The sequence below is a fragment of the Streptomyces graminofaciens genome (assembly GCF_030294945.1).
GTDB classification, from domain to species: Bacteria; Actinomycetota; Actinomycetes; order Streptomycetales; family Streptomycetaceae; genus Streptomyces; species Streptomyces graminofaciens.
The window spans coordinates 5,830,793-5,857,670 of record NZ_AP018448.1; the positions used below are offsets into that span (position 1 = coordinate 5,830,793).

The following is a 26,878-nucleotide window of genomic DNA, read 5'->3' on the forward strand; positions in this document are numbered from 1 at the left end:
TCGCTCACAGACCCGCCTCTGCCTCCGCCGCCTCCCGGATGCGCCGGATCTCGGCGATCACGTCGGCCGGGTCCTGCTCCCCGCCGTCGACGATCCGCTCCAGTTCGCGCAGCCGGACGGCCCGCTGCGGGTGCCGTTCGATCGCGACGAAGACGGCCCACGAGTGCACGAAGGCCCGCAGCGGGGCGAGGCTCTGCGTCTGCTGGGCGTTCGTCGTAGCCTCGAACAGGTGCTGGGTCAGGGCAGGCACCCGGCTCGGCGTGATCCGCGCGACCGCCGCCCGCAGCGCGTCGGGGGTCGGCTCGGGCATGGGGATCAGTGGCCCGTACGAGCCGTCGGGCTGGGCGCTCACGGAGACCTCCGGTGCGGGTGAGGCGGTTCTCGTACGGTTTCTCCACGTCGCCCCTCACACCGCAGGCCCCACAAGCTGACCGTGTCGCGAACGTATCGGCGAGCGGCGGGCGCGGAGGCGAGGTCGTGACCGGGAAAGGACATCAGGCCGCGCGCCCGGGGTTTGGACGGCCGGGAAGCCGACAGGCCGAGGGAAATCTCCTCTGCCGACGTCACGGCAGGAGCTCGGCCCGAGCGGTCCCGCTTCGCTCCACCGAGACGAGCACCCCGAGACCTGGCGATGAGCAACGCGTCCCCGAGCGCGTCGGCCAACTGAGTTGCCAGCGCGTCGAATTCCCCGACATTCACATGCCCCACGGGGAGCGCGTCCCGCAGTCGGCTGAGGAGCCGCTCCCCCAGACCGAGTTGCACGTCCTCGACCCTGTCGGCGAACCGAGAGACAGTGCCGTCGCCGTCCGTAAGGAGCAGACAGGCCCGACCATGGGTACCGGTCCAAGGGAGGAGCCGTACGCGGTTCACCTCGTCGTCGCCCATGCCACTCATGAAGCCACCCCCAGGCAGGCGTGGACGTCACGCGTGTCCAGGTCGACGCCGTACGTGGCACACCACAGGATGTCGCGTCGCAACCGCTGCAACCGGGCCTTCTCCGCGGAATCATGCGCGGCGAGGTAGGAGCGGACGAGGCGGGTGATGGCGCCGTCGATGGGCTCGTACCAGGCGCGGACGGTGGGGGCGATGAGGGCTTGAACCTGTGTGGACTCAAGTGGCGTCGACTAGCGAGGCGTTAGCCTCGCGCTTTCACGAGGCGGGGTGTCCGAGGCTTGATCAAATAAGCGGAGAGTGCTCCTGACCTGCAACGATGGGACTTGTCTAGGGTCCTGTTGGCTGCACGGAAAGAAGCACTCTCCAGGTGAAGAAGCGTATCGGGTCGTACCCGCGTGTCCGCATCGAGGGCGGCGGCCGGGCGGTGGTCTCGCAGGCCGGGGGCGTGCTGCTGGTCGAGACCGTCCGCAAGGCCGGCCTGGACACCGCGATATCAGCGGCGCTGACGCCGTGGCGGAAAGCTCGGGCGGTGCACGATCCGGGCAAGACCCTGCTGGACGTGGCCCTGGCGGTCGCGCTGGGCGGGGACTGCCTCGCGGATGTCGCCATGCTGCGGGCCGAGCCGGCCGTGTTCGGGCCGGTGGCCTCCGACCCGACGGTCTCTCGTCTCGTCGAGGCCCTGGCCACCTCCGGGGAGAAGGCCCTGCGGGCCATCCGTGCCGCGCGGGCTGAAGTCCGCCGACACGTCTGGCGGTTGGCCGACCGGGAAGCGCCTGACGCGGGCGGGACGGTGACCGTGGACCTCGACGGGGTGCTGGTGATCGCGCACTCGGACAAGGAGGACGCCGCACCCACGTGGAAGCGAACCTACGGCCACCACCCGCTGATGGGGTTCGTCGACCACGGACCGGGCGGCACGGGTGAACCGGTCGCGGCCCTGCTCAGAGCAGGCAACGCGGGATCGAACACGGCCGCTGACCACATCACCGCCGCCCAACTGGCCCTGGCTCAGCTGCCGAAGAAGTACCGGCGCGGACGCCGGACCCTGATCCGCACCGACTCCGCGGGCGGCACCCACGACTTCGTCGCCTGGCTCGCCCGGCGGGGACGGTGGCTGTCCTACTCGGTCGGCATGGTGATCACCGAGGCGATCCACCAGCACGTGCTGAGCGTTCCGGCATCGGCCTGGACGGCGGCCGTCGAGGCGGACGGCGAGATCCGCGACGGCGCCTGGGTCGCTGAACTCACCGGCGACGTTCTGGACGGCTGGCCGGAGGGCATACGGCTGATCGTCAGGAAGGAACGACCGCACCCCGGGGCCCAGTTGCGGCTCACGGATGCGGACGGTATGCGGCTGACCTGTTTCGCCACCAACACCTTGGGCCGGCCGATCGCCGAGCTCGAGCTCCGCCACCGACTGCGGGCCCGGGCCGAGGACCGCATCCGCGCCGCCCGGGCCACCGGCCTGCGCAACCTGCCCCTGCACCGCACCGCCCAGAACCGGATCTGGCTGGAGATCGTGCAGATCGCTCTCGACCTGCTGGCCTGGATACCGATGCTCGCCCTGACCGGCAAAGCCAGGCTCTGGGAACCCCGCCGACTACGCCTCCGCTTGTTCACCGCGGCCGGACAACTCGTGACCACCGGCCGCCGACGGATCCTCCGCCTTGCCCGGCACTGGCCCTGGACCGGCCACATCACCGCAGCCCTCGACAGGCTCACCCACCTGCCCGACCCTGGCTGACCAGCGGATTCCCCGTCCCTTCGACAGCACCTCAACACCCGGAGCAGTGGAATCCGGCGCCATCCCGAGGCGGCACTCGGGCCTTCGGCCTGCGCAAGCTCAGTCCACGGCACGAAAACGGTCCACCGACTCCGTCGGCGGACCGTCAAGAAAGATCGAGGTTAGTGAACATCCTGCGCGATGTCGGCCGGTCGGGGCAGACGCTCACCTCAGCCAATGCGCGATGCGCTTCATGAATTCGCACATGCTCTCAACACCTCGGAGACCGATCGGATGTCTACGGGAACACTGCCACGGGAACCCCATGGTGGAATTACCCACTATGGGAATTCACCGATGTGGGTGACTGGTTTCTGAATCGTGTCCGAAGGATCCAGGCGCTCCTTGGAGTCGGCGGTCGCGAGGGTGGAGTGACGTCGGCGGAGTAGTCCGCTGCGCGAGAAGGGATCTGGAACGTGACCGCTACACACACGGGCCCGGCTGGACGTATGCAGATCGCACGCGGGCTGGTCTCCATCCGCGAGCGCTGCGGGCTGACGCAGACTCAAGTAGCCGAACGGGCCGGCGTCAGCACCACCACCGTCAGCCGCTACGAGGCATGGCAGGACCGCGCCCGCATCCGGTGAGCCACGGTCAAGGCCTTGGCCGACGCCTGCGAAGCCACCGCGCAGGAGCGGGAAGCCCTCGTGAGCATCGCCAAGTCACAGGCCGACGGGTGGTGGGTCGGCAACAGTGCCGTGCCGGAGTGGATGGATCCCCTCGTCCCCTTCGAATATGCGGCAGGCTACGAGCATGTCTTCGCGAACACGGTGATTCCTGGTCTGCTCCAAACCGAGGAATATGCCCTCGCCATTCACCAGGCGCGAGGTACGCAGCTCGAACGAAGAGATCGAGCGGATGGTGGGAGCACGCATCAAGCGCCAGGACATCCTGCGCGGCGACTCGGCTCTGCATCTGTGGGTGGTCCTGGACGAGGCGGTTCTTCGTCGAACGGTCGGAGACACCGAGATCATGGCCCGGCAGCTCAAGCACCTCCACGAAGCAGCCCAGTACCCCAACATCGATATTCAGGTACTGCCGTTCAGTGCGGGAGCACATGCCGCGGGAGCCGGACATTTCGTGGTCCTTGGACACGACAACGAGCGTGAACCCCTCAATTCCATGGGGATCGTCTACATCGAGATGCGTCGGCGCGGCCTGTATCTGGAGGACCCGTAAGACGTGGGTGCCTACAAGTTGACGTTCGACTACCTTCGTTCGCAAGCCACCGACACGGCAGCTTCGTTGCTGCTCATCGCCGACGCGCGCTAAGCGTTGTCCCGTAAATGATCTACGACGTGTTTGTTGACCTGCCTGCTTCTGCGTCAGCCGGCGAGGGTGAGGTTGTGCAGGCGGGCGATGCCGAGCATGGCGTGGTGGACGCCGTCGCCCTTGAGTCGGCAGTCGCGGAGGATCTTCCAGGTCTTCATGCGGGCGAAGGCGTGCTCGACGCGGGCACGGACCTTGCGGTGGGAGGTGTTGTGTTCCTCTTTCCAGGTGGGGAGTTCGGTCTGGCCGGGTTCGCGGCGGTGCGGGATGATCAGGCCGGTGCCCCGGTAGCCGCCGTCCGCGATCACCGTGGCGCGGCCGACGGCGTCCTTCGCGCCGGACAACTCCCATGCCTTGCAGTCGTTGCGGTTGCCCGGCAACGGCCGTCCAACTGCTACGACCAGCCGGGTATCGGCGTCGATGACGACCTGGTGGTTGGTCGAGTACCGATAGTTCTTCGACTGCTCGGCGACCGTGTGGTCGCGAGTGGGGACGAGGGTGCCGTCAACGATCAGCACGGCGTCACGGCGGAACCGTTTACGTGGCTGCAGTGCCAGCGCCGGGCCGAGGTGATCGACGATCCGGTCGGCCGCGGACTTGGACACCCCGAACAACGGCGCCAGTTGGCGCAGGGTCAGGTTGGTCCGCCAGTACGCGGCGACCAGCAGGACCCGGTCCTCCAGAGGCAGGCTCCACGGGCGGCCCCTGCGGACCGGATCCGCGCTTTCGCGCCGCAGCGCGGTGATTAGCTTGCCGAACTGACGCGGGCTCAGCCCGGTGAACGGGGCTATCCAGGACGGCTCCGACGCCGTGATCACACCAGACACGACAAGATCATCTCATCCGTGACCAGCAGTTACGGGACAGCCCTTAGGAGTCGTCCCCATGACCGACATAGCTGCTCCCTCTACCGAACCGAGCGCTGTGGCTTGGTTCAAGAGCAGCTACAGCGGCGGCGAGGGCAACGAGTGCGTCGAGATCGCAACCCTCCGGACCGAGGTTCGCGTACGGGACTCGAAGGCTCCCCGTGGGGCCGCCCTCACCCTGTCGGCAGTCTCCTTCACCGCATTCCTGAAGGACATCACGTAGCTGCGACAGCGTGCGCTCTTTCATCGTACTCACGTCGGGGTCACCCAGGGTGACAGCTACCGGCCCGCTCGGACCGTCTCCGGGAAACGAACTGACCGTTGACACATACCCGAGAGGCTCATCAGGAACAGCTGTTCTTGAGGTCGCTCCCGGTCACAAATAAGCCGGATCACCCTTGCGTAGGCGCGAGACACCTGTTAAGCGCTGGGTTCCGCGAAGCACACACATCCCGCTTTGCTCTTGCACGCGTCGTGAGGCCTTCGGCTAACGTCATCCCGAGTGCTCAGGTCGGGGTCCCAAAGCCCCTCTGAGTGACGATCACGAGCAGTTGCCGCGGTGGGGAAGGAACCTGTGGGACAGCACGATCTCAACATCGACGCGGGCGAGCTGAGGGCTTCGGCCGGAGCTGCGGACGCCCTTGTCACCGACCTTCAGCCGGTGCTGGACAAGGCGATCAATGATTTGGCTTCCGCTGCAACCGCCTTCAAGGCATGGGCCGTCGGGCCCCGGATGCAAGGGACCGGCGAGAGCTGGGGCTCAGCGCTCGGCACTTTGCGGGACAACCTCTCCGAACACGGTGAGGGCCTGCGGTTGCTGGCTGATGGTCGCGACATCCTGGAACAGGATGTCATCGCATGCTTCCGCGGCTGGTGATGCACCGAGATGTCAGAGTTGTTCGCCCAACTGTTCAAGCAGGACTTCTCAGATCTGACCGCTGCCGCGTCATCTTGGCAGAAGCTGGCCAAGGCTCTGGCCGATACGCAGACCGGCAGCGGCAAGCGGGTGACTGGGCCGCTCCACAAAGCAGGCTGGTCAGGCGTCAGCGCGCATTACGGTTTCGACGCGATGGAGGCCACCGAGAGCAAACTCGGCACAGCCAATGCCAACGCCCAACTGATTGCCACGACCCTGGACACCCTTAATACCAAACTGCAAGGCGCCCAGCGGAAGTTGCGCAGCGCTGTCGCGGACGCCGAGGAAGCCGGACATAAAGTACGGGATGACGATGGTTGGGTGGAGCCGAAGCAGGCTGTCGACCCCAAGTATCACAACGACCCGGACTACGCGGGGATCCAGCAGCAGGCCAACGCCGGTCTCGGTGACTTCCGCGCTCGTATCGAAGCGGCGGTCTCAGAAGCGACTACGGTGAGCGACGAGGCCGCCGGAATCCTGTACCAGATCGATCCCTTCGACCTCGACAAACGGTACGGCGGTGCCCACGCCCAGGAGGACGCGGCTCGAGTCGCCGAGTTCGCGGGAATCAACAAGAAGGACATCCCGGACGGCAAGGATCCCAAGCGTGCGGCGGAGTGGTGGGCCGATCTGGGTGCGGAGAAACAGCACCTTTACCTCGCCGCCTTCCCTGACCAGCTTGGTGCGCTGGACGGACTGCCCGCCCCCACCCGGGACCAAGCCAACCGGACCGTGTTGGACATGCGCCTCAACGACTACGCACTACGCGAGGGCGACCTCGGTTACCACGACCGGTACAGCTACCGATCACTGAGTGCTCTCAAGGACAGGCTGGACGAAAGCGATACGGCCCCCGCCCATAAGCAGTTGCATCTGCTCGGTTTCAGCACGGAGGGTGACGGCCGCGCGATCGTCGCCGTAGGCAACCCGGACACTGCCAAGCACACTGCTGTCATGGTGCCGGGTACCAGCAACCAGCTGGACAACGTGGGCAGTCAGATCGACAGAGTCAACAAGCTGCAGGACTCGGCAGGTGCGTGGAGCGAGGGCCAAGGCAAGGATGTCGCCGTGATCAGTTGGCTCGACTACAACGCTCCGGAAGCCAACTTCACTGCCGACGATCCGGAACTGAACCTCGGTATCGCCACTGATGGGCGGGCCCAGGATGGGGCTGGGGATCTTCGGAACTTCACCCATGGCCTCCGCGCGGCTCACGAGGGAGAACGTGGCCACCTCACCGTCCTCGCCCACAGCTACGGCTCCACGACGGCTGGCGCCGCCGACGCCGGAGGCCGAGGGCTGGACACGGATGACCTGGTGGTTGTCGGCAGCCCGGGCCTGACAGTCGACAGGGCCGATCAACTCCACGTCGATCCCAAGCATCTTTACGTGGGTGCCGCCTCCAACGACGGTGTCGTCAACTGGACTGCGGACAAGACTCTTGGCGCAGATCCCAAGGAGGCCGATTTCGGGGCCCAGCGGATGTATGTCGACACCGATGGGCACAGCGGCTACTGGGACGACAGCAGCCAGAGCCTGAACAACCAAGGGCGCATCATCGCCGGGCTGACACCCGACAACACCCCCCGCCCATGACCTCAAGGAGTTTCGGGCCCATGCCCATGTTCCGCAGGGTACCCCTCGCCCTGACTCTCGTTCTGCTGCTAGGAGGTTGCATGTCCGGTCAGAGCGACAAGGAAGCCAACGCTCCCCTTCCTCGTATGACCAAGGAGAAAGCTGAGGCCTGGGCCAAGCACTGGACCGAGTCCATGGCCCGTACCGCCAAGGCGGAAATCGCCCCCGGTACAGCCACAGCGAACTTCACCAACTGCCTGGGCAAGAAGAACGAATCAGCTGATGACGGCCGATTCACACTCAGCTACAACGCTCGCGTCAAGCTTCCCAAGAAGCAGCACGCGGAGGCCATCCGGGCGATCCGGGACGCGCTCAAGAAGCAGGGCTTCGAGATCGTCGGGTACCGATCCGACTCCAAGCAGAAGCCAGCCAATCTAGTGGATGCCAAGCACCCGACAGATCATCAGTTCGTCTCGGCGGGAGACGTGACCGATGAGTTGCTCACCCTGGTTGTGAGCACTCCCTGTCTCCTCCCGCCCGACGCCAAGCAGCAGGAATTCTGAGGATTCCTGAAGACAGGAAGTGCTGCGGCTCAGCCGACACCAGGACCTCGGCCAGGAGCGACATCGGTGTGGGGCGTGCTGGGAGGCGCGTACGGAGGAGGCTGATTCTGCGGTGACGGGTACCGAGGTTGACTCTGGGTGTAGTGCGTAGTCGCCGGGGCCGAGAGTGCGGCTTTCGCAGCGCCGCGTTTCCGAGCGATCACAAATCCCCCACCGAGGAGTGCGGCGGCAACGCCTCCCCCTACGAGCCACACCAGGGTGCCGTCCTCGGGCGCGGGGGCTGCCGTCTCGGTGCGCTTCTCCCGGGCCGGCGAATCGGCGGCATCGGTTGCGGACGGTTCGGGGGACGGCGACGCGGAGGCCGCGGCCGCCAGGTCCGGGAGTGGGTATTCGTCGGCGGGGCCGGGGTTGCCGGGGTTCTGGAGGGCGATGCGGGGGCGGACGATGCCGTAGCCGATGGAGTCGTTGCGTTTGGCGCCGTCGGTGGGGGCGCCGATGGTGTTGAGCATGACGCGGAGGACCTGGTTGTTCGTCCAGGTCGGGTGCTTGGACCAGATCAGGGCGGCGCTGGCGGAGGCTAGTGCGGTGGCGTCGCTGGTGCCGCTGGTCTTGCAGAGGCCCGTCTTGCCACCACAGGCATGGACCATGTCCACACCAGGGGCGGCAATGTCCACCTCGGGGCCGTACTGGGACAAGGACGCCCGCCGCAGGTCCTTGCCCACCGCTGCCACAGCAACTACACCGGGCGTGGCAGCCAGCTCGCTGATCTGGTGCACCTTTTCCGCGTCGTTGCCAACCCCCGCGAAAACCAGCGAACCCTTGTCCAGGGCATACCTGACCGCCTCGGTCAGCTCGGGATTCCTGTAACCGCCACCCATTGAGATGTTGATGACCTGGGCTCCGGAATCAGCCGCGTAACGAATACTTTTGCTGAAATACCCAGACCCGTCAAAAGCGCCCATCTCGTCGGAATGAGGCATCCGGATAGGAAGGATTTTGGACCCAGGGGCGAGCCCGAACGCGCCCTTTCCGCCTCCATATGCCCCCGTGCCAGCGATGAGCCCGGCCATTCCGGTGCCATGACCGTCGTAATCCGTGTGTTCGTCGCCTGCACGGCTTGAGGGCGCGAAGTCCTTCCCGTCGAGCACCTGCCCTTCCAAATCGGGATTATCCGGATCGACTCCAGTGTCGATGACAGCAACCGTGATGCCCTTGCCCGTGCTGGTCTGCCACATCTGCTCGGCCTTCATCGCGTCAAGGAACCACTGCTGCTCCCGGGTTGACGCGGCATGGGCAGGCCCTCCCATGACACCCATCAGGAGCAGGCCGAGTATCACCGATGCCACGGCACGATGGCGCCCGTGTCGGGTGCTGGTGGTGCGCATGAGGTTCGCTGTCTCCGTTTCGGGATACGCGTCAGTCGATGACCGGCGGCACGGTACGGCCGTTGCCCTGCCGCCAGGTCTTCTCGTCCTCGGCCGCACGGCTCGACCGCCTGTTCCTGTTGTCCGTGCTCGTTGACGAAGTTGGCTGAGATACCTGGGAAGTTCCTGCGCCTTTGGATTCCCCTGGGCGACCTGCACTGGAGGCGCCACCCAAGACGCCTCGCGCCGCGCCGCTGGGGTTCGTACCCGAGCTGCCAGAGCCGGGCGCCGCACGGCCCACCTGCTGCGGAGTACCTCCGATGACACCACCGTTCGGCAACGGGAGACGACGGCCAGGCGTCTGGCTCTGCTGACCGGCCGCCCGTCCGGCTGGGGTCGTCGTGCCAGTGATGGGACCGGCCGGAGCACGGCCGACTGTGCCCGGTGCCCCCACCACCGTCCCTCGATGAATCGCACCCGTCGGCCTGCCCACCGGCGAACTGACCGGACGACCGCCGACAATGCCAGTACCGCCCGCACGGCCAGCGTTCGGAGAATGCAACCCCTGGCCGGGCAACTGAGGCATACGGCCGTTCACCGTTGGCCGCCCCTGTCCCGGGATTCCTCCAGAGGGCACACTCTCCCTGCCAGGCACCTGGGGAATCCATCCCGTGTGCGGAGTGGATCCGTCCGGCCGTCCGGCACCGGGCGGACTGCTCGGCGGACCCGTTGCCGTCTGCTTGTCCGGAAGCAGCGTTTCCACGGAGTCGATGCCCATCCGGGTCGGGGGCTCGTTTTCCATTGGTTCTACACGCTCTGGAGAGCGGGTGCCCAGCGACCGCCTCGTGTCAGAAGTATCGGAAGTGACTTCCCGGCTCCGGCGCGAATACGGCGAAGCGACTTCGCCGGGTGAAGCAGTGCCCTGTGCGGAAGCCTGCGGACGTGCCAGGTCAGAATTCTGTCCGCCGAATGGGGTCGGCACAATCGCCTCCGGCGGTGGCGCGAACTTCGGCCTCTCCAACCCGTTCAGCTGCACAGCCGAGAACTCGTACGCCTGCCCCAGCTTCACCATCTCCGCGGCGGCCTCCTGCCGCACCTTCTCCTTGCTCGCCGCCAACGCCGCAAGCTCGGACCGTGACTTGGCGGAGACCGCGTCCGCGTCAGGGTCGTTGGGGGTGGACGCCGCCGCGTCCAGGTTGGCCTGGGCGCTCTCCGTCGTGCGCGGCATCGAGGCCTGGGCCCGTGCGATCGCGTCCGAAGCCTGGGCGAGCCATTTCGCCGAGCTCTCGCTGAAGTCGCCCAATCGCAAGGTGGAGTTGGCCAGGTCGGCGGTCCAGGCGCGGAAGGCGTCGGCGCCCTGGCCCTTCCATTCCACCCACTGGGGGCGGACCTTGAGCTCTTCGGCGATCTTGTGGATCTCCTCGGCCGCGGATGCCAGGCGGTCGGCGGCCGACTGCACCGTGCCGCTGTTGGCCTGGTCGAGCCACTGGAGCATCTGCTCGTGGCTCATGTTGTCGAAGGGGGTGCCGCCGGCCATCAGATCGTGCCTCCCGAGTCGCCGCCGTCCGACGGTGCCTGCTCCGGCCCGCCCGCGTCACCGCCGGTGCCGCCCTGCTTCGGCAGCCCCGGGTCGTACGCCCCGCCGTAGTGTTCCGTCGTCTCCGCGCTGATCGCCGCCATGCGGTCGCGGATGTCGAGGTCGATGTTCTCGTAGCCCTTGTGCGAGGCCAGGACCGCGATGGCCATGCCCTCCATGGAGTCCGACAGGAGCTTCGAGAGGTTCTCCAGCTCGGTGACGACCGTCTCGTACGCGGTGTGGAGGCCGGCCGCCTCGGCCCATTCGCCGTTCCCACCGCCGAACTGGCCGCGTACGAGCTGCTCCTGGCTCACCTTGCCGGGGGCGGCGTCGGAGTCCTTGAGGTCGCGGATCAGCTGGTCGACGCGCTTCTGGAAGGCCGTGAAGGAGGAGAGCTCGGTGACCAGGTCGCCGACGGCGTCCCGCGCGGTGTCGAACATGCCGGACGCCCACGACGATCCGCTCGATCCGCCTGAAGCGCCGCTCGACATCACTGCCCTCCCCGTAAAGACGACGACCACACAGGTAACTCTGGCTACCCATTGTGACAGTGTCGTGGGTGGGGCGAGCGGGCGCATGAGTGTTCGTACTCAGGCGTGGGGTTCAAGTGGCAGAAAAGGCTGACAGAAAAGCTGACAGAAAAGGCTGGTGCTTGACGAAGCGTCAGCTTCGTCAAGCACCAGCCATGTCACGCGATCTCACAGGTCACAAAACCCGCCGCGCCCCCGCCGAAGGCACCGCCGCGAACACCCGTGGAGCCGTGAAGCCGGCCGCGGCGAACGCCTCCTCCACGGCCTTCGTGACCGTGTCCGCGTCCGCCTCCTCGACCAGGACGATGGCTGAGCCGCCGAAGCCGCCGCCCGTCATGCGGGCGCCCAGGGCTCCCGCCGTGAGGGCCGTGTCGACGACCAGGTCCAGCTCGGGGCAGGAGATGCGGAAGTCGTCGCGCAGGGAGACATGGCCCTCCACCAGCACCGGGCCGATGGCGCGCGGCTGCCCCGATTCCAGCAGGGAGATGACCTTCTCCACCCTCTGGTCCTCCGTCACCACGTGGCGGACCAGGCGGCGGACCTCCTCCTCGTCGTCGAGGCGGGACAGGGCCGCGTCCAGCTCGTCGTACGCCACGTCGCGCAGGGCGTCGACGCCCAGCAGGGCCGCGCCCTTCTCGCAGCCCGCGCGGCGCTTGCCGTACTCGCCCTCGCTGTGGGAGTGCTTGACCTGGGTGTCCACCACCAGCAGGCGCATGCCCTCCGCCGCCAGGTCGAAGGGGATCTGCTTCTGCGAGAGGTCCCGGGTGTCGAGGAAGAGCGCGTGGCCGTGCTCGCAGCACGCCGAGGCCGTCTGGTCCATGATGCCCGTCGGGGCGCCCACGTAGACGTTCTCCGCGCGCTGGCACAGGCGGGCCAGCTGCCAGCCCTTCAGGCCCAGGTCGAACAGGTCGTTCAGGGCCAGGGCCACCACCACCTCCAGCGCCGCCGACGACGACAGGCCCGCGCCCGCCGGGACCGTCGAGGCCAGGTGGATGTCCGCGCCGGTGATCTCGGTGTGGCCCGCCTCGCGCAGGGCCCAGACGACGCCCGCCGCGTACGCCGTCCAGCCGCGGTCCGACTCGGGGGCCAGCGCGGACAGCTCCAGCTCAATGACTCCGCCCTCGACGTCCGACGAGTGCAGGCGCAGGACGCCGTCCTCGCGGCGCGAGACCGCCGCGATCGTCGTGTGCGGGAGCGCGAAGGGCATGACGAAGCCGTCGTTGTAGTCGGTGTGTTCGCCGATCAGGTTCACCCGGCCCGGCGCCGCCCACACCCCCTCCGGCTCAACCCCGTACAGCTCCTTGAACTGCTCGGCGACGACAGCCTCGCTCATCAGCTGACCCTGACCTTTCCGTACTTACCTGCCGAACCGGCTGCTTACCTGCCGAACTGGCTGCGCCAGCACACTACTTGTCGCGTCGCTGCGCGAATTCCCACGCGTCCGCGACGATTCCCGCGAGGTCCGCGCGGGACGGGTTCCAGCCCAGTCGCTCGCGGGCCGTGGCGGCCGAGGCGACCAGGATCGCCGGGTCGCCGCCTCGGCGGGGGGCGACCACCTCGGGGATCGGGTGGCCCGTCACCCGGCGGACCGTCTCGATGACCTCGCGGACCGAGAAGCCGTTGCCGTTGCCGAGGTTGCAGATGAGGTGTTCGCCGGGCACGGCTGCCTCGACCGCCAGCAGGTGCGCCTCCGCGAGGTCGGCCACGTGGATGTAGTCGCGGATGCACGTGCCGTCGGGGGTCGGGTAGTCGTCGCCGAAGACCGAGATGGCGTCCCGCCTGCCCTGCGCGACCTGGAGGACCAGGGGGATCAGGTGCGACTCGGGGTCGTGGCGCTCGCCCTGCGCGCCGTACGCGCCCGCCACGTTGAAGTAGCGCAGCGACACCGCGCCCAGGCCGTGGGCCGCCGCCTCGCCGGTGATCATGTGGTCGACGGCGAGCTTGGAGGCGCCGTAGGGGTTGGTCGGCTTCGTCGGCGCGGACTCGACGATCGGGGTCGTCTCCGGCTCGCCGTACGTGGCGGCCGTGGAGGAGAAGACCAGCTTGCGGACGTCCGCCTCGCGCATCGCGCCGAGCAGCGCCATCGTGCCGCCGACGTTGTTGTCCCAGTACTTCTCGGGCTTCACGACCGATTCGCCGACCTGCGAGAACGCGGCGAAGTGGAGGACGGCGTCGAAGGAGGAATCCAGCCATTTGGCGGAGTCCTTGATGTCACCCTCCACGAACGACGCGCCCGCCGGGACACCCTCGCGCACACCCGTCGAGAGGTTGTCGAGCACGACGACCTCGTGGCCCGCCTCCAGCAGATGCTGGGCGACCACGCCGCCGACATAGCCCGCGCCCCCGGTGACCAGGTACTTCCCGCTCATGAACTCGCTACCTCTCGCAGTCGCTCGGCCGCGTGCTCCGGCGGCACGTCGTTGATGAACACGTTCATGCCGGACTCGGAACCCGCGAGGAACTTCAGCTTGCCGGAAGTGCGGCGGATGGTGAAAAGCTCGAGGTGGAGCGCGAAGTCGTCACGGTTGACGCCCTCGAACTCCTCCAGCGCGCCGAACGGGGCCTGGTGCCAGGCCGCGATGTACGGCGTCGGCGGCTCACCCTCGCCGAAGATCCGGTCGAAGCGCCTCAAGAGTTCCAGATAGACCTTGGGGAACTCTGTGCGCGCGTCCTCGTCGAGGGCGAGCAGGTCGGGCACGCGGTTCTTCGGGTACAGGTGGATCTCGTACGGCCAGTGCGCCGCGTACGGCACGAAGGCGACCCAGTGCTCGGTCTGAAGCACGACACGCTCGTCGGCGAGCTCCCGCTCCAGGACGGCGTCGAAGAGGTTCTCCCCGCCGGTCGCGTCCTTGTGGGCGGCCAGTGAGCGCAGCATCAGGGCGGTGCGGGGGGTGGTGAAGGGGTAGGCGTAGATCTGGCCGTGGGGGTGGCCGAGTGTCACGCCGATCTCGGCGCCCCGGTTCTCGAAACAGAAGACCTGTTCGACGGAGGGGAGGTGGGACAGCTCGGCGGTGCGGTCGGTCCAGGCCTCCAGGACCAGGCGGGCCTGCTCCTCGCTCAGGTCGGCGAAGGCGGCGTTGTGGTCGGAGGTGAAGCAGACGACCTCGCAGCGGCCGGAGTCGCCGGCGAGCGAGGGGAAGCGGTTCTCGAACACGACCACGTCGTACGAGGAGTCGGGTATCTCGCTGAGCCGACCGTCCTCGGAGGGGCAGAGCGGGCACTCGTTCGCCGGGGGGTGGTAGGTGCGGCCCTGGCGGTGCGAGGCGATCGCCACGGAGTCGCCGAGGAGCGGGTCTCGCCGCACCTCGGACGTGGTGACGGTGCGCTCCAGGGGCCGCTTGTCCACCGCGTCGCGCACACGGTCGTCGCGCAGGTCGTAGTAGATCAGCTCACGACCGTCGGCCAGCCGGGTCGAGGTCTTCTTCACGCTGGTCTCCCCATCCGTACCGCAGCAATGCGATCAAGCCGTCAAGGCTTTAGCTCACCAAACAGAACCGAACACATCAAAGCACAAACTCCCACGCTCGTCACCATCACAACCAAACAAAGTGCACCAACTTCAAACGAAGGGGTACGTCGACCGTTCTCACACGTACGGGGCCGGGGGTCACTGGGTGATCCCCGGCCCCGTAGGGGTGCTCGGGCTGTGCGGGTGGTGGGCTACTCAGCGGCGAAAACCTCGGCGGCCGTACTCGCCTCGAACGCTCGGGTCAGCCAGGTGAAGAGCAGTTCCTCCGAACGGGCACTTTGTGCAGGGCCGAGTCGATTTCGGCAACTCCGTCGGCCTCAGGTCCCGGCGGCACGGAACAGACCCTCGGCGTCGGTCACGTGGCTCGCCCGTTCCGCCCAGACCGTGAGCTGGGCCCGGTCCGCGCAGGCGGTGACGCGCTCACGGACCTGAGCCGGTACCGGGATGCCCCGCAACTCGAGAATCTCGAGGATCATCTCGGCGCGGCCCTCCATCCGACCCTGCTCCCGGCCCTCCTCACGACCCTCCTCCCGCGTCTGCTCGGCGAGCGGGTGTCGCCAGAAGTACTGCGTATCCGTCATCAGGTCCCTCCAGATCTTCCGTGCCTCGGGGTCTGTCAGGCACGAGTCGACGAACTGCACGAAGACCGCGGCGCTCTCCGCGTCCGTGTTCCGCAGGGCGGCTACCAGGGCTTCCAGTATGGCGGCGGCCCCGCGCCCCTTGCCATGAGTCATCGCCGAGAGCACCGCCAGGGGCACGTCCCGTTCGGCCGTTCGCTCGTCCGCGATCACCGGTACGTTGTCCGGGCCCAGCACGAGTGGTCGTACCGTCAACGAGGGGCGGCCGACCACCCCGAGATGAATGGGCTCCGCCGCCCAGCGGGCCGTGGCCTTGCTCTGGGTGATCACGATGAGCACCGGGTCGCAGTGGTACTTCGCGTACAGGTAGCTGAGGTAGTACGGCCAACTACGGCGCTTGCCCTCGTCCTTCTTCCCCTGCGACTCGACGACCAGGAGATACGTCCCCTCGTCGGTCTCCGCCCGCAGCAGCGTGTCCACGCGCCGCTCGACCGGTTCGATCTCCGTGAGGTCGACGTTCATGGCGGCGAACTCGTACGGCTCGGGGAAAGGCACGTGTAATACGCGCTGCAGGGTGCGGGTGAGCAGCGCGGGATCCTTCTGGAAGATTCGGTGCAGCGCCTCGTGCGGCGAGCTGACCATCGGCTCTTCCTCCTTTCTTTCGGGGTGATCAACGAGTCAGGCCGCGACCAGGTCACACAGCAGTTCGCACCACACGTATTTGCCCCGGTGCCCGAACCGGGACGACGGCTGCCAGCCCCACGCCTCGGTGCAGGCCCGCACGAGGGCGAGGCCGCGGCCGTTCTCCGACTCGGTCGGCTCCGTCGGCCGCCCCGGGGGTTCCGGTGGTTCGGGGTCGGCGTCCCACGCGCCGATCCACAGCGCGCCGGCCGTCCAGCGCAGACGCAGGGCCGCGGGGCCCTTGGTGTGGAGTACGGCGTTGGTCATCAGCTCCGTCGCCAGCAGTTCGGCGGTGTCCACGAGGGCGGCCAGGCCGTGCGTCGTCAGGATCAAGCGGAGGGTGTGGCGGGAGACGGTGACGGCTCGGGGGTCGTGGGGGATGAGGAGGACGTACTCCCAGGGTTCGGGTGCCGTTTCGGGCATGGGTGAACTCCGTTCGGGGGTGGGGGGTTGGGGTGCGCGCGGTGGCATTGCCTCAGCCGTCGTGGCGTGACGGAGTGGTGCGCTTCCGGGGTCCCGGGGTTCCGCAGCGTGTGCGGCGCGTGACTGACGGTATTTCCTAACTTTAGGAAGTCGCAAGCCGCTGCCGTATTCTGACCCCCGAACGAGGGACGCCCACAGGGCAGTTGGGACGAGGAGGCTCCGGTGCCGCCTAAGAGGCATCTCACGGCCCGCAGAGTGCGGCTGGGCTCCGAGCTGCGCAAACTGCGTGAGGCGACGGGCATGAAGGCGCGGGAGGCCGCGGTGCTCCTGGGAGCCGACTCGGTCCAGATGAGCCAGATCGAGTCCGGGGTCGCGGGCGTGAGCGCCGCTCGGGTACGGCGCCTCGCCGCTCACTACGCCTGTACGGACGAGGGGTTGATCGAGGCTCTGGCGGCGATGGCGACCGACCGCACGCGGGGCTGGTGGGAGGAGTACCGGGGAGTACTGCCCCCGGTGAACCTGGACCTGGCCGAGGCGGAGCACCATGCGGCGTTCCTGCGCGAGGTCGTCATCACTTACGTTCCCGGACTGCTCCAGACCCCGGACTACGCCCGAGCGGTCTTCGGGTACATGCGCCCGGAGCTTCCCGACAGCGAGCTGACACCCCGGGTGGAACACCGCATGCGGCGGCGCACTGTCATCGAGGGTGACGCCCCCACCTCGTACGAGGCGATCGTCCACGAATTCGCCCTGCGCATCCGCGTGGCCGACCGGCACGTCTCCCGTGCCCAACTCCGGCAGATCCTGGATCAGACCGACCAGGAGCACGTGACCGTACGCGTCATCCCGGTCGACCAGGACGGCTTCGGCGGTGCCGGAGCCTCGATGATGTACATGGGAGGCCCCGTCCCCCAACTCGACACCGGGCTACGGGAAGCCGCCACGGGCACCGCGTTCATCGATGCGGAATCTCAACTGAGCACGCTTCGAACGCTTTTTCGTAAGGTGGAGGAGGCGACGCTGGCCCCCACCACGTCCCGGGACTTCATCCACCGCTTGTCGAAGGAACTGTGAGGCGCCTCGTGGCTCAAGCCTTGATCTGGCAGAAGTCCACCTTCTCCGGTGGCGCCGAAGGCAACGCCTGCGTCGAACTCGCCGCAGCACCCCCCACCCTCCACCTCCGCGAATCCGACACCCCAGCCACCGTCCTCACCACCACCCCGGCCCCCGTCGCCCACCTCCTCCGCGTCATAGCCTCCGGCAGGTTCCGTCCACGTCGAGGGTGATCAGCGCGGTGGGCCCGCCCGGTCCAGCAAGCCCGTGCGGGCCGCCAGCGCCGCTGCCTCCAGGCGGGAGCCGACGCCCAGCTTCATCAGGACCCGTTGGACGTGGGTGCGGGCCGTCGAGGGGGCGATGCCCATGCCCGCCGCGATCAGTCTCGTGTCCTCGCCGTCCGCGACGCGGACCAGGACCTCGACCTCGCGAGGGGTCAGCATCTGGAGCAGCCGCTGGCCCTCGTCGTCCGGCTGGGCCGCCGGGTTCAGCAGTTCGCTGAACGCGCTCTGGAGCAGCTGCGGCGCCACCGCGGCCTCTCCGGCGCGGGCCTTCATGATGGCCCGCTCCACACCCTCGATGCGCTCGTCCTGCCGTACATAACCCGACGCGCCCGCGGCGAACGCGGCCGCGATGCCGCGCGGGTTGGGCACCGGTCCGAGGACCAGCACCGCCACCTGTGGCCGCTCCCGCTTGATCCTGACCACCGGGTCGAAGATTCCCGGCTCGGCGGGTGTCGCCGTGCCGAGCAGGCACACCTCGGGTGCCCTTGTGATCACCAGCTCCGCCGCGCCCGCGGCGGGCGCCGCCGCGGCGAGCACGCGGTGCCCACGCAGCTTCAACGCCGAGGCCAGCGCCTCGGCCAGCAATCGGTGGTCGTCGACCACCATGAGCCGCACTCCCATCGAGCCAGCCACCCCCCAGTCCCCCCAATGGTTGCCAACTATGGCTGCCCACTGGTCCTCACGGACAGAAGCCCCCCGACTTCCCCGTCTGATCCCCCGCTGTCATGCCCCCGGAAGCTACACGCTTGTTCGACGTTGCGCTCCCCCTATCGGTGAGAAGTGCCCCGGATTACCGAAATTCCCGCCGATTCGAGAGTGATGCGGGATACGTGCACGGCCCCGCCCCTGAGCAGGGACGGGGCCGTCGCACGAGGCCAGGGGGGCGCGTGGGGTCACTTGGCTCCGAAACCGAGCGCCGTGTACGTCTTTTCGTCGTCCGAGAATGGTTCGGCGACGAGTTCGGTGCCCATGAAGAGCCGCCCGTCCGTGTAACGCAGTTCGCTCATCTTCGGGACCATGGCGCTGATCGCGCGGCGGACCGTCTCGGAGGCCGGGGTCTCCAACAGCTCGGTCTGCTTCAGGGTCTTGGCGTCGATGGAGACGACCTGCGGACCCTTGTCGTACGGGGCGTCCTTGTAGGCGATGATGTTCGGCCCGTCCATGCGGATGGGCCACAGCTCGTAGTCGTCGCCCGCGTCGACACGGTCGCCCGTGGACTTACCGGTGGCCAGCGAGAAGGAGACGATCTCGTTGGTGGTGCTGTAGGTGCCGGTGCCGTCGTGCTCCTTGGTCGGCAGGTACACCTTGTCGCTGCCGACGACGACGCCCTTGCAGCTCCACACGCCCCGGTCCGTGCAGGTGTGCTCGTACTTCTTCTCCGGGAGCGCGATCTTCGTACGCAGCTTGCCCTTGTCGTCGAGGGAGAAGATGTCGCTCGTACCGGTCAGGTAGGCGTCGTCGGTCGAGTCCACACCGAAGACCACCGGCTGGGTGGAGATGATCTTGGCGTTGTCGATGCCCGCGGGCAGCTTGTACGTCCACTTCACGCTGCCCGTCTTCGGGTCGAGCAGCTGGACCTCGTACTTCTCCTCGCCGTAGTCGCCGCACTTGCGGACCGCGACGAGCTGGGCGCCGCCCGCGTAGCCGACGTCCTCGCACCCGTTGACCTTCGGGGACCACAGCACCTTGCCGGTGTTGACGTCGAAGGCGGCGCCGCCGGAGAAGCCGCCGGCCGCGGCGACCGTGGTCGAGGAGATGGTGACCTCGCCGAACGGCACCTTCGTACCGCTCACCTCGGCGCTCTTCGACCACACCTCCTTGCCGGTCTCCACGTTGAACGCGGTGACCACCGTGCACGGGTGGCGGTCGTCCTTGTTCTTGCGCTTGGCCTCCTCGGTCACCACCACCGCGATCTTCTCGGTGGTGATCTCACGGGAGCCCGCGCAGGTCTGGCCGGCCAGGTCCAGCGTCCACTTGGTCTTACCGGTGCCCGGCTCGTAACCGATGATCTTGTTGACGGCGGCCTTGGCGTAGGTGGTGTCCGTGAGCCAGGAGCCCTTGACCGTGTCGATCTGGCCCTTTTGCTTGATCTCGTGCGCGGGCACCTGGAAGAGGACCTTGCCGCTGGTGCTGGACGGCACCTTCTCCTGCGCGTCGGTCGGCACCTCGACCCCGCCGGTCGACGAGCCGCCGCCGGACGAGGACGTGCCGCCGTCGTCGCCCTTGGGGTCGTCCTTGCCGCCGGTCGTGCCCTCGGAGCTGGCGGTGTTGTTCTTGTCGTCGTCCTTGCCCTGGGACTTGGCGTAGAAGACACCGCCGCCGACGATCAGCGCGATCACGGCGACCGCCGCGGTGATGATGACCGCCGTGGAGTTCAGCTTCTTGCCCTTGCCGGGCGGGACCTGCCCGACCTGCGGCTGCATCGGCACGGTCTGCTGCGGATAGCCGTAGGGCTGCTGTCCCTGCTGGCCGTACGGCTGCTGCCCGTAGGGCGCCTGCGGGGGCTGGCCGTAGGGGCCCGGCTGCTGGCCGTAGGGGGCCTGCGCGGGCTGCCCGTACGGGCCCGGCTGACCCGGCTGGCCGGGCTGCCCCGGCTGGCCCGGGTAGCCGTAGCCGGGCTGGGGCTGCTGCGGGGGCGGGGTCTGCGGGTAGCCGTAGCCGGGGCCCTGCGCCGGGGGCGGGGGCGTGGGGGCGGTCGGCTGAGGGGCCTGCGGTGCCTGCGGTGCCTGCGGGTAGCCGTAGCCCGGGCCCTGTGCGGGCGGCGGGGGCGTGGGGGCGCCGTAGCCGCCGGGCGGCGGCGGGGTGGGCGCGCCGAAGCCGCCCGGCGGCGGGGCGTCCTGCGGGGGCTGCGCCTGGGCCGGGGTCTGTCCCTGGGCCGGAGGCTGTTCCTGGGCCGGGGGCTGGGCGGGCGGCTGGGCCGGGGGCTGCTGCGGGGGCGGGCCCGGCGGCTGGTTCGGCGGGGGCGGCGGCTGGGTCATGACGTGGATACCTCGGAGCGGATCTCGGCGAAAGGGTGGAGTGCGGGGACGGAGACGGGAAAGCCCAAGCGGCGGCCCGCGGCGGTCACTTGAGCCGGACGCGCCACTGGGCCGTGCGCGGCACGTGCGCCCGGTGGTGCGGCACCTGAGCCTGGTGGCGCGGCACCTCCGCCAGGCGGTGGTGCGCCACTTGGACCAGGTGCGGCACGTGAACCAAGCGGGGCGCCGCGTGAGCCAGGCGCGTCACTTGCCGTAGGCCAGCATCAACTTCTCCTTCGACTCGTCGTCGCCCGACAGGTAGGTGGTGGAGATGTAGAAGCGCCCGTCCACGTAGTCGATCGCCTTCGAGTAGAAGTCGCTCTCGATCTTCGCGGTGCTCTCCGGCATCTGAAGCAGCGTCGTCGCCTTGTGGCCGGAACCGGTCGTCGGCACGGACACGACCCGGCCGCCCGCGTCGTTCCCCGCCTGCGCGTAGGCGATCAGCTGCGAACCCTCGACGCGGATCGCCTCCAGCGGAGCGCCGGCCGGGGACTTGACCCGCCACTTCTCCTTGCCGGTGGAGAGGTCGACCGCGACGATCTCGTTCGCGTCGTTCTTCTCCGCGGTGGGCAGGTACAGGGTGCCGGCATCGGCCGTCACGCCCGGGCAGCCCACGAGGTTGCGCTCCAGGAGATAGTTCTCGCACGTCTCGGCGAGCGAGTCGTCGATCTTGACCTGCGAGCGGGTCCGGCCGTCGCTCGTCAACGCGGAGATGTTCCAGGTGTTCTCCTCCTCGTTGGTGAGGTAGAGAACGAGCGGGTCGACCGACAGGGCGCGCTCGACCTTCCAGCCCTTGGGGATCTTCCGCGTCCACTTGGCCTTGCCCGTTTTCGGGTCCAGCTCCTGGACCTCGTCGTGCTCCTTGTCGCTGGTCACCGCGCAGGAGGAGACCACGACCAGCCGGGTGCCGCCCGCGAACCCGTCGGGGTAGCAGGACTGGCCGTACTCCTTCTTGTCCCACAGCTTCTTGCCGGTGGTCACGTCGTACGCGGTGGCCGACTGCGAGCGGCCCACGAGCAGGGTGTCGCCGGTGCGGACCAGCGCCACGCTGTAGGTGCTGTCGAGGAACCCGCCCTCCTCGACCTCGATGCTCCAGCCCTTCTCCCCCGTGGCGAGGTCGATCTCCTGGAGCTGGTTGCACTTGGCGTTGTCCCCGGTGCCGTGCTGGTAGGCGACGACGACATGGCCGTCGGCGGTGGCGTCCGCGGTGACGTCGCAGATCTTGCCGGTGAACTCGATCGGGTCCCAGGCGGGGTCGCCGTCGACGACGTTGTACGCGAAGAGCTGCTTGTACGCCGGCTTCACCACGACCTTGTCGGTGACCCACATGCCGGGGGCGTTGGCACCCGCACCGGGCGCGTCCGGCGCGCTCTTGTACATGAGGATCTTCGCCTCGCCGGCCTTGCGGTCCGCGTTGTACTCGCGGACGTCGACGTTCTCATCGGCGCCGTCGCCCTTGCCGTCACCCTGGTTGACGGGCGTGGAGGGATCGTCGGAGGCCTTTTCCTCGTCCTGACCGTCGCTCTTCTCGGCGACCGGCTTCTTCTTGCTCTCGTCGTCACCGCCACGGGTCACGGCGAACACCGTCACACCGGCGACGATCAGCGCGGCCACGCTCGCTGCGATGACGGCCGCGGTCCGGCCCGTGAAGGGGCTCTTGGAGCCACCGGGTGCGGGCGGCGGCGGAGTGGGCGCGCCCGCGTACTGGCCCTGCGGGTAGCCGTAACCGGGCTGCGGCGGCGGGGTGTACGGGCCGGGCTGGGCGTACGGCCCCGGCTGGGCCGGCTGGCCGTAGGGTCCGGGCTGCTGCGGATGGCCCTGCTGCGAATGGCCGTAGCCGGGCTGGGGCTGCTGCGGGGGCGGGGTCTGCGGGTAGCCGTACGGCTGTTGTGGATGCTGTGCCGGGGGTGGGTTCTGCGGAGCTCCGTAGCCGCCGTAGCCCCCGTGCGGCGGCTGTTCGGGTGGCTGAGTCATCAGCGCGTTTCCCCCTGTTCGCTGCTTTCGAGCCACCCGTGGTCACGCGTGGTGAAGCTTGTCAGACTCGTCAGACTGTTCTCAGACGGCTCTTTCTATCACTGTGACGCGCCCCCGCACGGGGCCGGTCGCTCCCCTGTTCCCAAGGGAGAACCGCCCCGTAATGCCTCCGTTACGCTCCTTCACGCCCCCTTCACGAGACGTGCGCGCCCCCTTTGGGGATACGCGGAATCGCTCACGCGTCCTCGGCCAGTTCGAGCCAGCGCAGCTCCAGTTCCTCCCGCTCACCGGCCAACGCCCGCAGCTCGGCGTCCAGTTCCGCGACCTTCGCGAAGTCCGTCGCGTTCGCGGCGATCCGGTCGTGCAGCTTCGTCTCCTTCTCGGAGATCTTGTCCAACTGCCGCTCGATCTTCTGGAGTTCCTTCTTCGCGGCCCGGGCGTCGGCCGCCGAGACCGCGTTCTCCGCGACGGGCTTCACGGCGACCGCCGACGAGGCGGCCGCGGCCTCCTCCATCTTGTGCCGACGCTCGATGTACTCGTCGATCCCGCGCGGCAGCATCCGCAGCGTGCCGTCGCCGAGCAGCGCGAACACCCGGTCGGTCGTGCGCTCGACGAAGAACCGGTCGTGGGAGATGACGACCATCGACCCGGGCCAGCCGTCGAGGAGGTCCTCCAACTGGGTGAGGGTCTCGATGTCGAGGTCGTTGGTGGGCTCGTCGAGGAAGAGGACGTTCGGCTCGTCCATGAGCAGGCGCAGGATCTGCAGGCGGCGGCGCTCACCGCCGGACAGGTCGCCGACCGGCGTCCACTGCTTCTCCTTGTTGAAGCCGAAGGTCTCGCAGAGCTGCCCGGCGGTCATCTCGCGCCCCTTGCCGAGGTCGACGCGGTCGCGGACCTGCTGCACGGCCTGGAGGACCCGCCAGGTGGGGTCGAGCTCGGCGACCTCCTGGGAGAGGTACGCGAGCTTGACGGTCTTGCCGGTGACGATGCGCCCGGCGACCGGCTGCCGCTCGCCCTCGCTGCGCGCGGCCTCGGCCATGGCGCGCAGCAGGGAGGTCTTGCCGGCGCCGTTGACGCCGACCAGGCCGATCCGGTCGCCGGGGCCGAGCTGCCAGGTCAGGTGCTTGAGCAGCACCTTGGGTCCGGCCTGGATGGTGACGCCCTCCAGGTCGAAGACGGTCCTGCCGAGCCGGGAGGAGGCGAACTTCATCAGCTCGCTCGTGTCGCGCGGCGGCGGCACGTCCTTGATCAGCTCGTTGGCGGCCTCGACGCGGAAGCGCGGCTTCGACGTACGGGCGGGGGCGCCGCGGCGCAGCCAGGCCAGCTCCTTCCTGACCAGGTTCTGCCGCTTGACCTCCTCCGTGGCGGCGATGCGCTCACGCTCGGCGCGGGCGAAGACGTAGTCGGAGTAGCCGCCCTCGTACTCGTAGACCGCGCCCTTCTGCACGTCCCACATACGGGTGCAGACCTGGTCGAGGAACCAGCGGTCGTGGGTGACGCAGACGAGCGCGGAGCGCCGCTCGCGCAGATGGTTCGCGAGCCAGGAGATGCCCTCGACGTCGAGGTGGTTGGTCGGCTCGTCGAGGACGATCAGGTCCTGCTCCTCGATGAGCAGCTTGGCCAGCGCGATACGGCGGCGCTCGCCACCGGAGAGCGGGCCGATGACGGTGTCGAGGCCCTGCGGGAAGCCGGGCAGGTCGAGGCCGCCGAAAAGCCCGGTGAGTACGTCGCGGATCTTGGCGTTGCCCGCCCACTCGTGGTCGGCGAGGTCCCGGATGACCTCGTGCCGGACGGTGGCGGCCGGGTCCAGGGAGTCGTGCTGGGTGAGCACGCCGACGTGGATGCCGCCGGAGTGGGTGACGCGCCCGGTGTCGGCGTCCTCCAGCTTGGCCAGCATCCGGATGAGGGTGGTCTTGCCGTCGCCGTTGCGGCCCACGACTCCGATGCGGTCCCCTTCGGAGACGCCGAGGGAGACGCCGTCGAGCAGGGCACGGGTGCCGTACACCTTGCTGACGTTCTCGACATTGACCAGGTTGACGGCCATTTCTCTCCTGCCACGGGGACGATCGACCCTCCAGGGTACGTGGCGGGGGCGTCCGGCCGTCGAGCCGTCACCCCGCAGGGGCTTCGGTCCCGTCCGTCCCACCGGCGTCCCAGCAGGTCGGGGAAGTGCCCAGCTCACGGGGTCGACGGTGTCCCGCCGTCCCAGCGGGACGGGTTTTCGTTGCCCGGGGTCGGAGCGCTCTGCCAGCGTCTGGCCCGGCTTCAACGGGACGACGTCCCACGACCGACCCAGAGGGGAATGCACATGCGACCGAGCATCTTGACGAGGTCCCTCGTCAGCGTCACCGCCATCATCGGGATCGCGGCCGGCGGCCTCGCCACCGCGAGCACCAGCTTCGCGGCCTCGGAGAGCGCGGCCGCCAAGCCGGCGGCGGCCGCCGCCCAGGACGCCACCATCCTCGCGACGCAGAACTTCGGTCTGACCGCGAACCAGGCCAAGGGCGTCCAGCGCTGGCTGAAGCTGTACTGGGGCTACACCGGCGCGATCGACGGGGAGCTGGGCACCAACAGCTGGAAGGCCATGCAGCGCTTCCTCGCGGAGTACCACGGCTACACCGCCGGGATCGACGGCGACCCCGGCGACGGCACGAAGAGGGCGCTGCAGCGCTTCCTGAAGGAGAGCTGGGGCTACACCGGCGCGATCGACGGCGACTTCGGCTCGGGCTCCAAGGCCGCGTTCGCGCGGTTCGCCAACTGGTGCGTGGCGAACTTCTAGAACCTGTAAGGGCCGGTGCGGGGGACCGGCCCTGAGCGTCGGGCGGGCGCGTGTCCGCCCGACGCTCAGGACTTCGACGGTGACGGCGACGGCTGGTGCAGGGCCCGCTCGCAGTGGGGCCAGTCGTGGAAGTCGTGGTCGCGGCTCCACAGCTTCTTGGCGGCCTGGATGTTCCACTCGGGGTCCAGCGCCTTGCGCGGGGTGCCGCCCAGCTCCCGCAGCCGGGTGTCGGAGATCTGGAACAGGCCCCAGTTCCTGGTGCCGTTGGTGTTCGGCAGGATGTGCAGCGGGTCCAGGAAGGACTGGCAGTCGGCGATGGCGACGGCGTCGTCCGGCACCTCGGTGAACACCTCGCGGATGCGCTTACGGGCCTTCTCCGGCGACCAGGTGTCGAGGCGGACCTTGGAGTCGTAGAGGGCCTTCTTCGTGGGGTCGCCGACGACGCCGTTCACGGTGATGCCCGCGAGCACCTGGAAGGCCGTCACCCGGCGCAGTGTCTCGGGGCCGAACATGCCGTCCACGCCGATGGTGGCGCCCCGCCGCCGGAGCAGCTGTTGGGTCTCCTTGACGCACTCGTCCTGCTGGCCCATGCCGATCACGGGCCGACAGGCGGCCGAGAACAGCACCCGGTCGTCGTCGGCCTCCGCCTTCTTGCCGTGCGAGGAGACCATGGACATCCCCCATGCCACGATCCCGAGGACGACGACGGTGACGACGGCCGTGACGACGGTGAGCCGACGGCCCCTCGGCAGCCACGTCCTGCGGGGGGCCGGGGGCTCTGGTGACGGGGCCGGTTCGGTCGTCTCGGGGCGCTCTTCGTCGGTTTCCGTCTCCGCCGCGGGGCGCGTTTCCCCGGTGACCGGTTCCTGGGGCGGCTCGTCGGGCTCCGGTTCCTCCGTGGCTGGAGTGACCTGGGCGTCGCTCGTCGCCCGTTCCGCGTCGGACAGGGCCCAGAGCCGGTGCAGCTCGCGCAGTTCCGCGGGGGTCGCCCCGCAGACCGTGGCGATGCGGTGGGCCACTCCGTAGTCCTGCGGGACCGATGAGCCCGCGCAGTACCGATGCAGGCTGGACCGGCTGATGCCGGTCTTCTGTGCGAGTGCTTCGTAGCTGTAGTTGGCTCTCTCCCTGAGCGCGCGCAGTCGGGCGGCGAACCGCTCGGCCTCCTCATAGCGGGTCATCGCGATCCCCCCTGCCGGGTCGGAACGTGGTCGGCGTTCCGTCGCCATCAATGTGCCACAAGTGGCCTTACGGGCAAGGAGGTTTGGCAGCAGCGTCGTGTGTCAC

At 68.5% G+C, this 26,878-nt stretch carries 25 protein-coding genes and 1 pseudogene; 11 read left to right on the forward strand and 15 right to left on the reverse strand.

What is annotated here, in order from left to right; translation table 11 throughout:
• Positions 1-4: 4 nt before the first annotated feature.
• On the reverse strand, positions 5-352 hold the full coding sequence (locus tag SGFS_RS24910) for a DUF6247 family protein (protein WP_286253569.1): 348 nt from the start codon (positions 350-352) through the stop codon (positions 5-7).
• 909 nt (positions 353-1,261) lie between these two features.
• Between SGFS_RS24910 and SGFS_RS24915 the strand changes: the two genes are divergently transcribed.
• From SGFS_RS24915 to SGFS_RS24930, 4 genes and pseudogenes are all read left to right on the forward strand, one after another.
• The gene (locus SGFS_RS24915) at positions 1,262-2,638 is read left to right on the forward strand and encodes an IS1380 family transposase (RefSeq protein ID WP_286253570.1); all 1,377 of its coding nucleotides are present in this window, start codon (positions 1,262-1,264) and stop codon (positions 2,636-2,638) included.
• Between the two features lie 488 nt (positions 2,639-3,126).
• Positions 3,127-3,264 carry a helix-turn-helix domain-containing protein gene (locus SGFS_RS24920; protein WP_286253571.1) on the forward strand — a complete coding sequence of 46 codons (138 nt, stop codon included), beginning with the start codon at positions 3,127-3,129 and terminating at the stop codon, positions 3,262-3,264.
• A gap of 123 nt (positions 3,265-3,387) precedes the next feature.
• A pseudogene (locus SGFS_RS24925) lies at positions 3,388-3,453 on the forward strand (hypothetical protein); the annotation flags it as partial.
• 25 nt (positions 3,454-3,478) lie between these two features.
• A complete protein-coding gene (locus tag SGFS_RS24930; RefSeq protein ID WP_286253573.1) occupies positions 3,479-3,856 on the forward strand; it encodes a DUF5753 domain-containing protein in 378 nt (125 codons plus the stop codon).
• A gap of 146 nt (positions 3,857-4,002) precedes the next feature.
• Here the strand turns inward: SGFS_RS24930 and SGFS_RS24935 are convergent, their stop codons facing one another.
• Entirely contained in the window at positions 4,003-4,773 is a 771-nt protein-coding gene (locus SGFS_RS24935; protein WP_286251627.1) for a transposase, read from the reverse strand.
• A 58-nt stretch (positions 4,774-4,831) separates the two neighbouring features.
• On the opposite strand from SGFS_RS24935, the gene SGFS_RS24940 reads away from it, so the two are divergent.
• The 4 genes from SGFS_RS24940 to SGFS_RS24955 all read left to right on the forward strand — a co-directional run bounded on the left by SGFS_RS24940 (position 4,832) and on the right by SGFS_RS24955 (position 7,866).
• Entirely contained in the window at positions 4,832-5,035 is a 204-nt protein-coding gene (locus SGFS_RS24940; protein WP_286253575.1) for a DUF397 domain-containing protein, read from the forward strand.
• A 351-nt stretch (positions 5,036-5,386) separates the two neighbouring features.
• Positions 5,387-5,689, forward strand: a complete 303-nt coding sequence (locus SGFS_RS24945) for a hypothetical protein (protein ID WP_286253576.1) — start codon at positions 5,387-5,389, stop codon at positions 5,687-5,689.
• A 9-nt stretch (positions 5,690-5,698) separates the two neighbouring features.
• Positions 5,699-7,324 (forward strand): alpha/beta hydrolase, encoded by a 1,626-nt coding sequence (locus SGFS_RS24950; protein WP_286253578.1) that lies wholly within the window; start codon positions 5,699-5,701, stop codon positions 7,322-7,324.
• An 80-nt stretch (positions 7,325-7,404) separates the two neighbouring features.
• Positions 7,405-7,866 carry a hypothetical protein gene (locus tag SGFS_RS24955; protein WP_286253580.1) on the forward strand — a complete coding sequence of 154 codons (462 nt, stop codon included), beginning with the start codon at positions 7,405-7,407 and terminating at the stop codon, positions 7,864-7,866.
• 29 nt (positions 7,867-7,895) lie between these two features.
• Here SGFS_RS24955 and mycP read toward each other — a convergent pair whose 3' ends face one another.
• The 8 genes from mycP to SGFS_RS24995 all read right to left on the reverse strand — a co-directional run bounded on the left by mycP (position 7,896) and on the right by SGFS_RS24995 (position 16,487).
• Entirely contained in the window at positions 7,896-9,251 is a 1,356-nt protein-coding gene (gene mycP, locus SGFS_RS24960; RefSeq protein WP_286253581.1) for a type VII secretion-associated serine protease mycosin, read from the reverse strand.
• A 31-nt stretch (positions 9,252-9,282) separates the two neighbouring features.
• Positions 9,283-10,767, reverse strand: coding sequence for a WXG100 family type VII secretion target (locus SGFS_RS24965; protein ID WP_286253582.1), 1,485 nt, complete (start codon positions 10,765-10,767; stop codon positions 9,283-9,285).
• Positions 10,767-11,246: a hypothetical protein gene (locus tag SGFS_RS24970; RefSeq protein WP_286253584.1), complete on the reverse strand. Its 480-nt coding sequence runs from the start codon at positions 11,244-11,246 to the stop codon at positions 10,767-10,769. The genes SGFS_RS24965 and SGFS_RS24970 overlap by 1 nt, the downstream gene beginning before the upstream one ends.
• Before the next feature lie 265 nt (positions 11,247-11,511).
• On the reverse strand, positions 11,512-12,669 hold the full coding sequence (galK, locus tag SGFS_RS24975; protein ID WP_286253586.1) for a galactokinase: 1,158 nt from the start codon (positions 12,667-12,669) through the stop codon (positions 11,512-11,514).
• 73 nt (positions 12,670-12,742) lie between these two features.
• Entirely contained in the window at positions 12,743-13,705 is a 963-nt protein-coding gene (galE, locus tag SGFS_RS24980) for a UDP-glucose 4-epimerase GalE (protein WP_286253589.1), read from the reverse strand.
• The gene (gene galT, locus SGFS_RS24985; RefSeq protein ID WP_286253591.1) at positions 13,702-14,763 is read right to left on the reverse strand and encodes a galactose-1-phosphate uridylyltransferase; all 1,062 of its coding nucleotides are present in this window, start codon (positions 14,761-14,763) and stop codon (positions 13,702-13,704) included. The genes galE and galT overlap by 4 nt, the downstream gene beginning before the upstream one ends.
• Positions 14,764-15,122: 359 nt before the next feature.
• Positions 15,123-16,025 (reverse strand): hypothetical protein, encoded by a 903-nt coding sequence (locus tag SGFS_RS24990; RefSeq protein WP_286253593.1) that lies wholly within the window; start codon positions 16,023-16,025, stop codon positions 15,123-15,125.
• Positions 16,026-16,061: 36 nt separating this feature from the next.
• Positions 16,062-16,487, reverse strand: coding sequence for an ATP-binding protein (locus SGFS_RS24995; protein WP_286253595.1), 426 nt, complete (start codon positions 16,485-16,487; stop codon positions 16,062-16,064).
• A 222-nt stretch (positions 16,488-16,709) separates the two neighbouring features.
• Here SGFS_RS24995 and SGFS_RS25000 point away from each other — a divergent pair, with 222 nt between their 5' ends.
• Together SGFS_RS25000 and SGFS_RS25005 are read left to right on the forward strand one after the other, a co-directional pair.
• Positions 16,710-17,561, forward strand: a complete 852-nt coding sequence (locus tag SGFS_RS25000; RefSeq protein ID WP_286253597.1) for a helix-turn-helix domain-containing protein — start codon at positions 16,710-16,712, stop codon at positions 17,559-17,561.
• A gap of 8 nt (positions 17,562-17,569) precedes the next feature.
• A complete protein-coding gene (locus SGFS_RS25005) occupies positions 17,570-17,773 on the forward strand; it encodes a DUF397 domain-containing protein (RefSeq protein ID WP_286253599.1) in 204 nt (67 codons plus the stop codon).
• On the opposite strand, the gene SGFS_RS25010 is transcribed toward SGFS_RS25005, so the two are convergent.
• The 4 genes from SGFS_RS25010 to SGFS_RS25025 form a co-directional block, all read right to left on the reverse strand.
• Positions 17,774-18,445: a helix-turn-helix transcriptional regulator gene (locus tag SGFS_RS25010; protein ID WP_286253602.1), complete on the reverse strand. Its 672-nt coding sequence runs from the start codon at positions 18,443-18,445 to the stop codon at positions 17,774-17,776. It abuts the gene before it with no gap.
• A gap of 272 nt (positions 18,446-18,717) precedes the next feature.
• Positions 18,718-20,802 (reverse strand): outer membrane protein assembly factor BamB family protein, encoded by a 2,085-nt coding sequence (locus tag SGFS_RS25015; RefSeq protein WP_286253603.1) that lies wholly within the window; start codon positions 20,800-20,802, stop codon positions 18,718-18,720.
• A 243-nt stretch (positions 20,803-21,045) separates the two neighbouring features.
• A complete protein-coding gene (locus SGFS_RS25020) occupies positions 21,046-22,815 on the reverse strand; it encodes an outer membrane protein assembly factor BamB family protein (RefSeq protein WP_286253604.1) in 1,770 nt (589 codons plus the stop codon).
• A gap of 235 nt (positions 22,816-23,050) precedes the next feature.
• Complete coding sequence (locus SGFS_RS25025; protein ID WP_286253605.1) at positions 23,051-24,859, reverse strand: ABC-F family ATP-binding cassette domain-containing protein; 1,809 nt, start codon at positions 24,857-24,859, stop codon at positions 23,051-23,053.
• A gap of 264 nt (positions 24,860-25,123) precedes the next feature.
• Here SGFS_RS25025 and SGFS_RS25030 point away from each other — a divergent pair, with 264 nt between their 5' ends.
• Complete coding sequence (locus SGFS_RS25030; RefSeq protein WP_286253606.1) at positions 25,124-25,594, forward strand: peptidoglycan-binding domain-containing protein; 471 nt, start codon at positions 25,124-25,126, stop codon at positions 25,592-25,594.
• Between the two features lie 65 nt (positions 25,595-25,659).
• On the opposite strand, the gene SGFS_RS25035 is transcribed toward SGFS_RS25030, so the two are convergent.
• Entirely contained in the window at positions 25,660-26,772 is a 1,113-nt protein-coding gene (locus SGFS_RS25035) for a helix-turn-helix domain-containing protein (RefSeq protein ID WP_286253607.1), read from the reverse strand.
• Between the last annotated feature and the right edge of the window lie 106 nt (positions 26,773-26,878).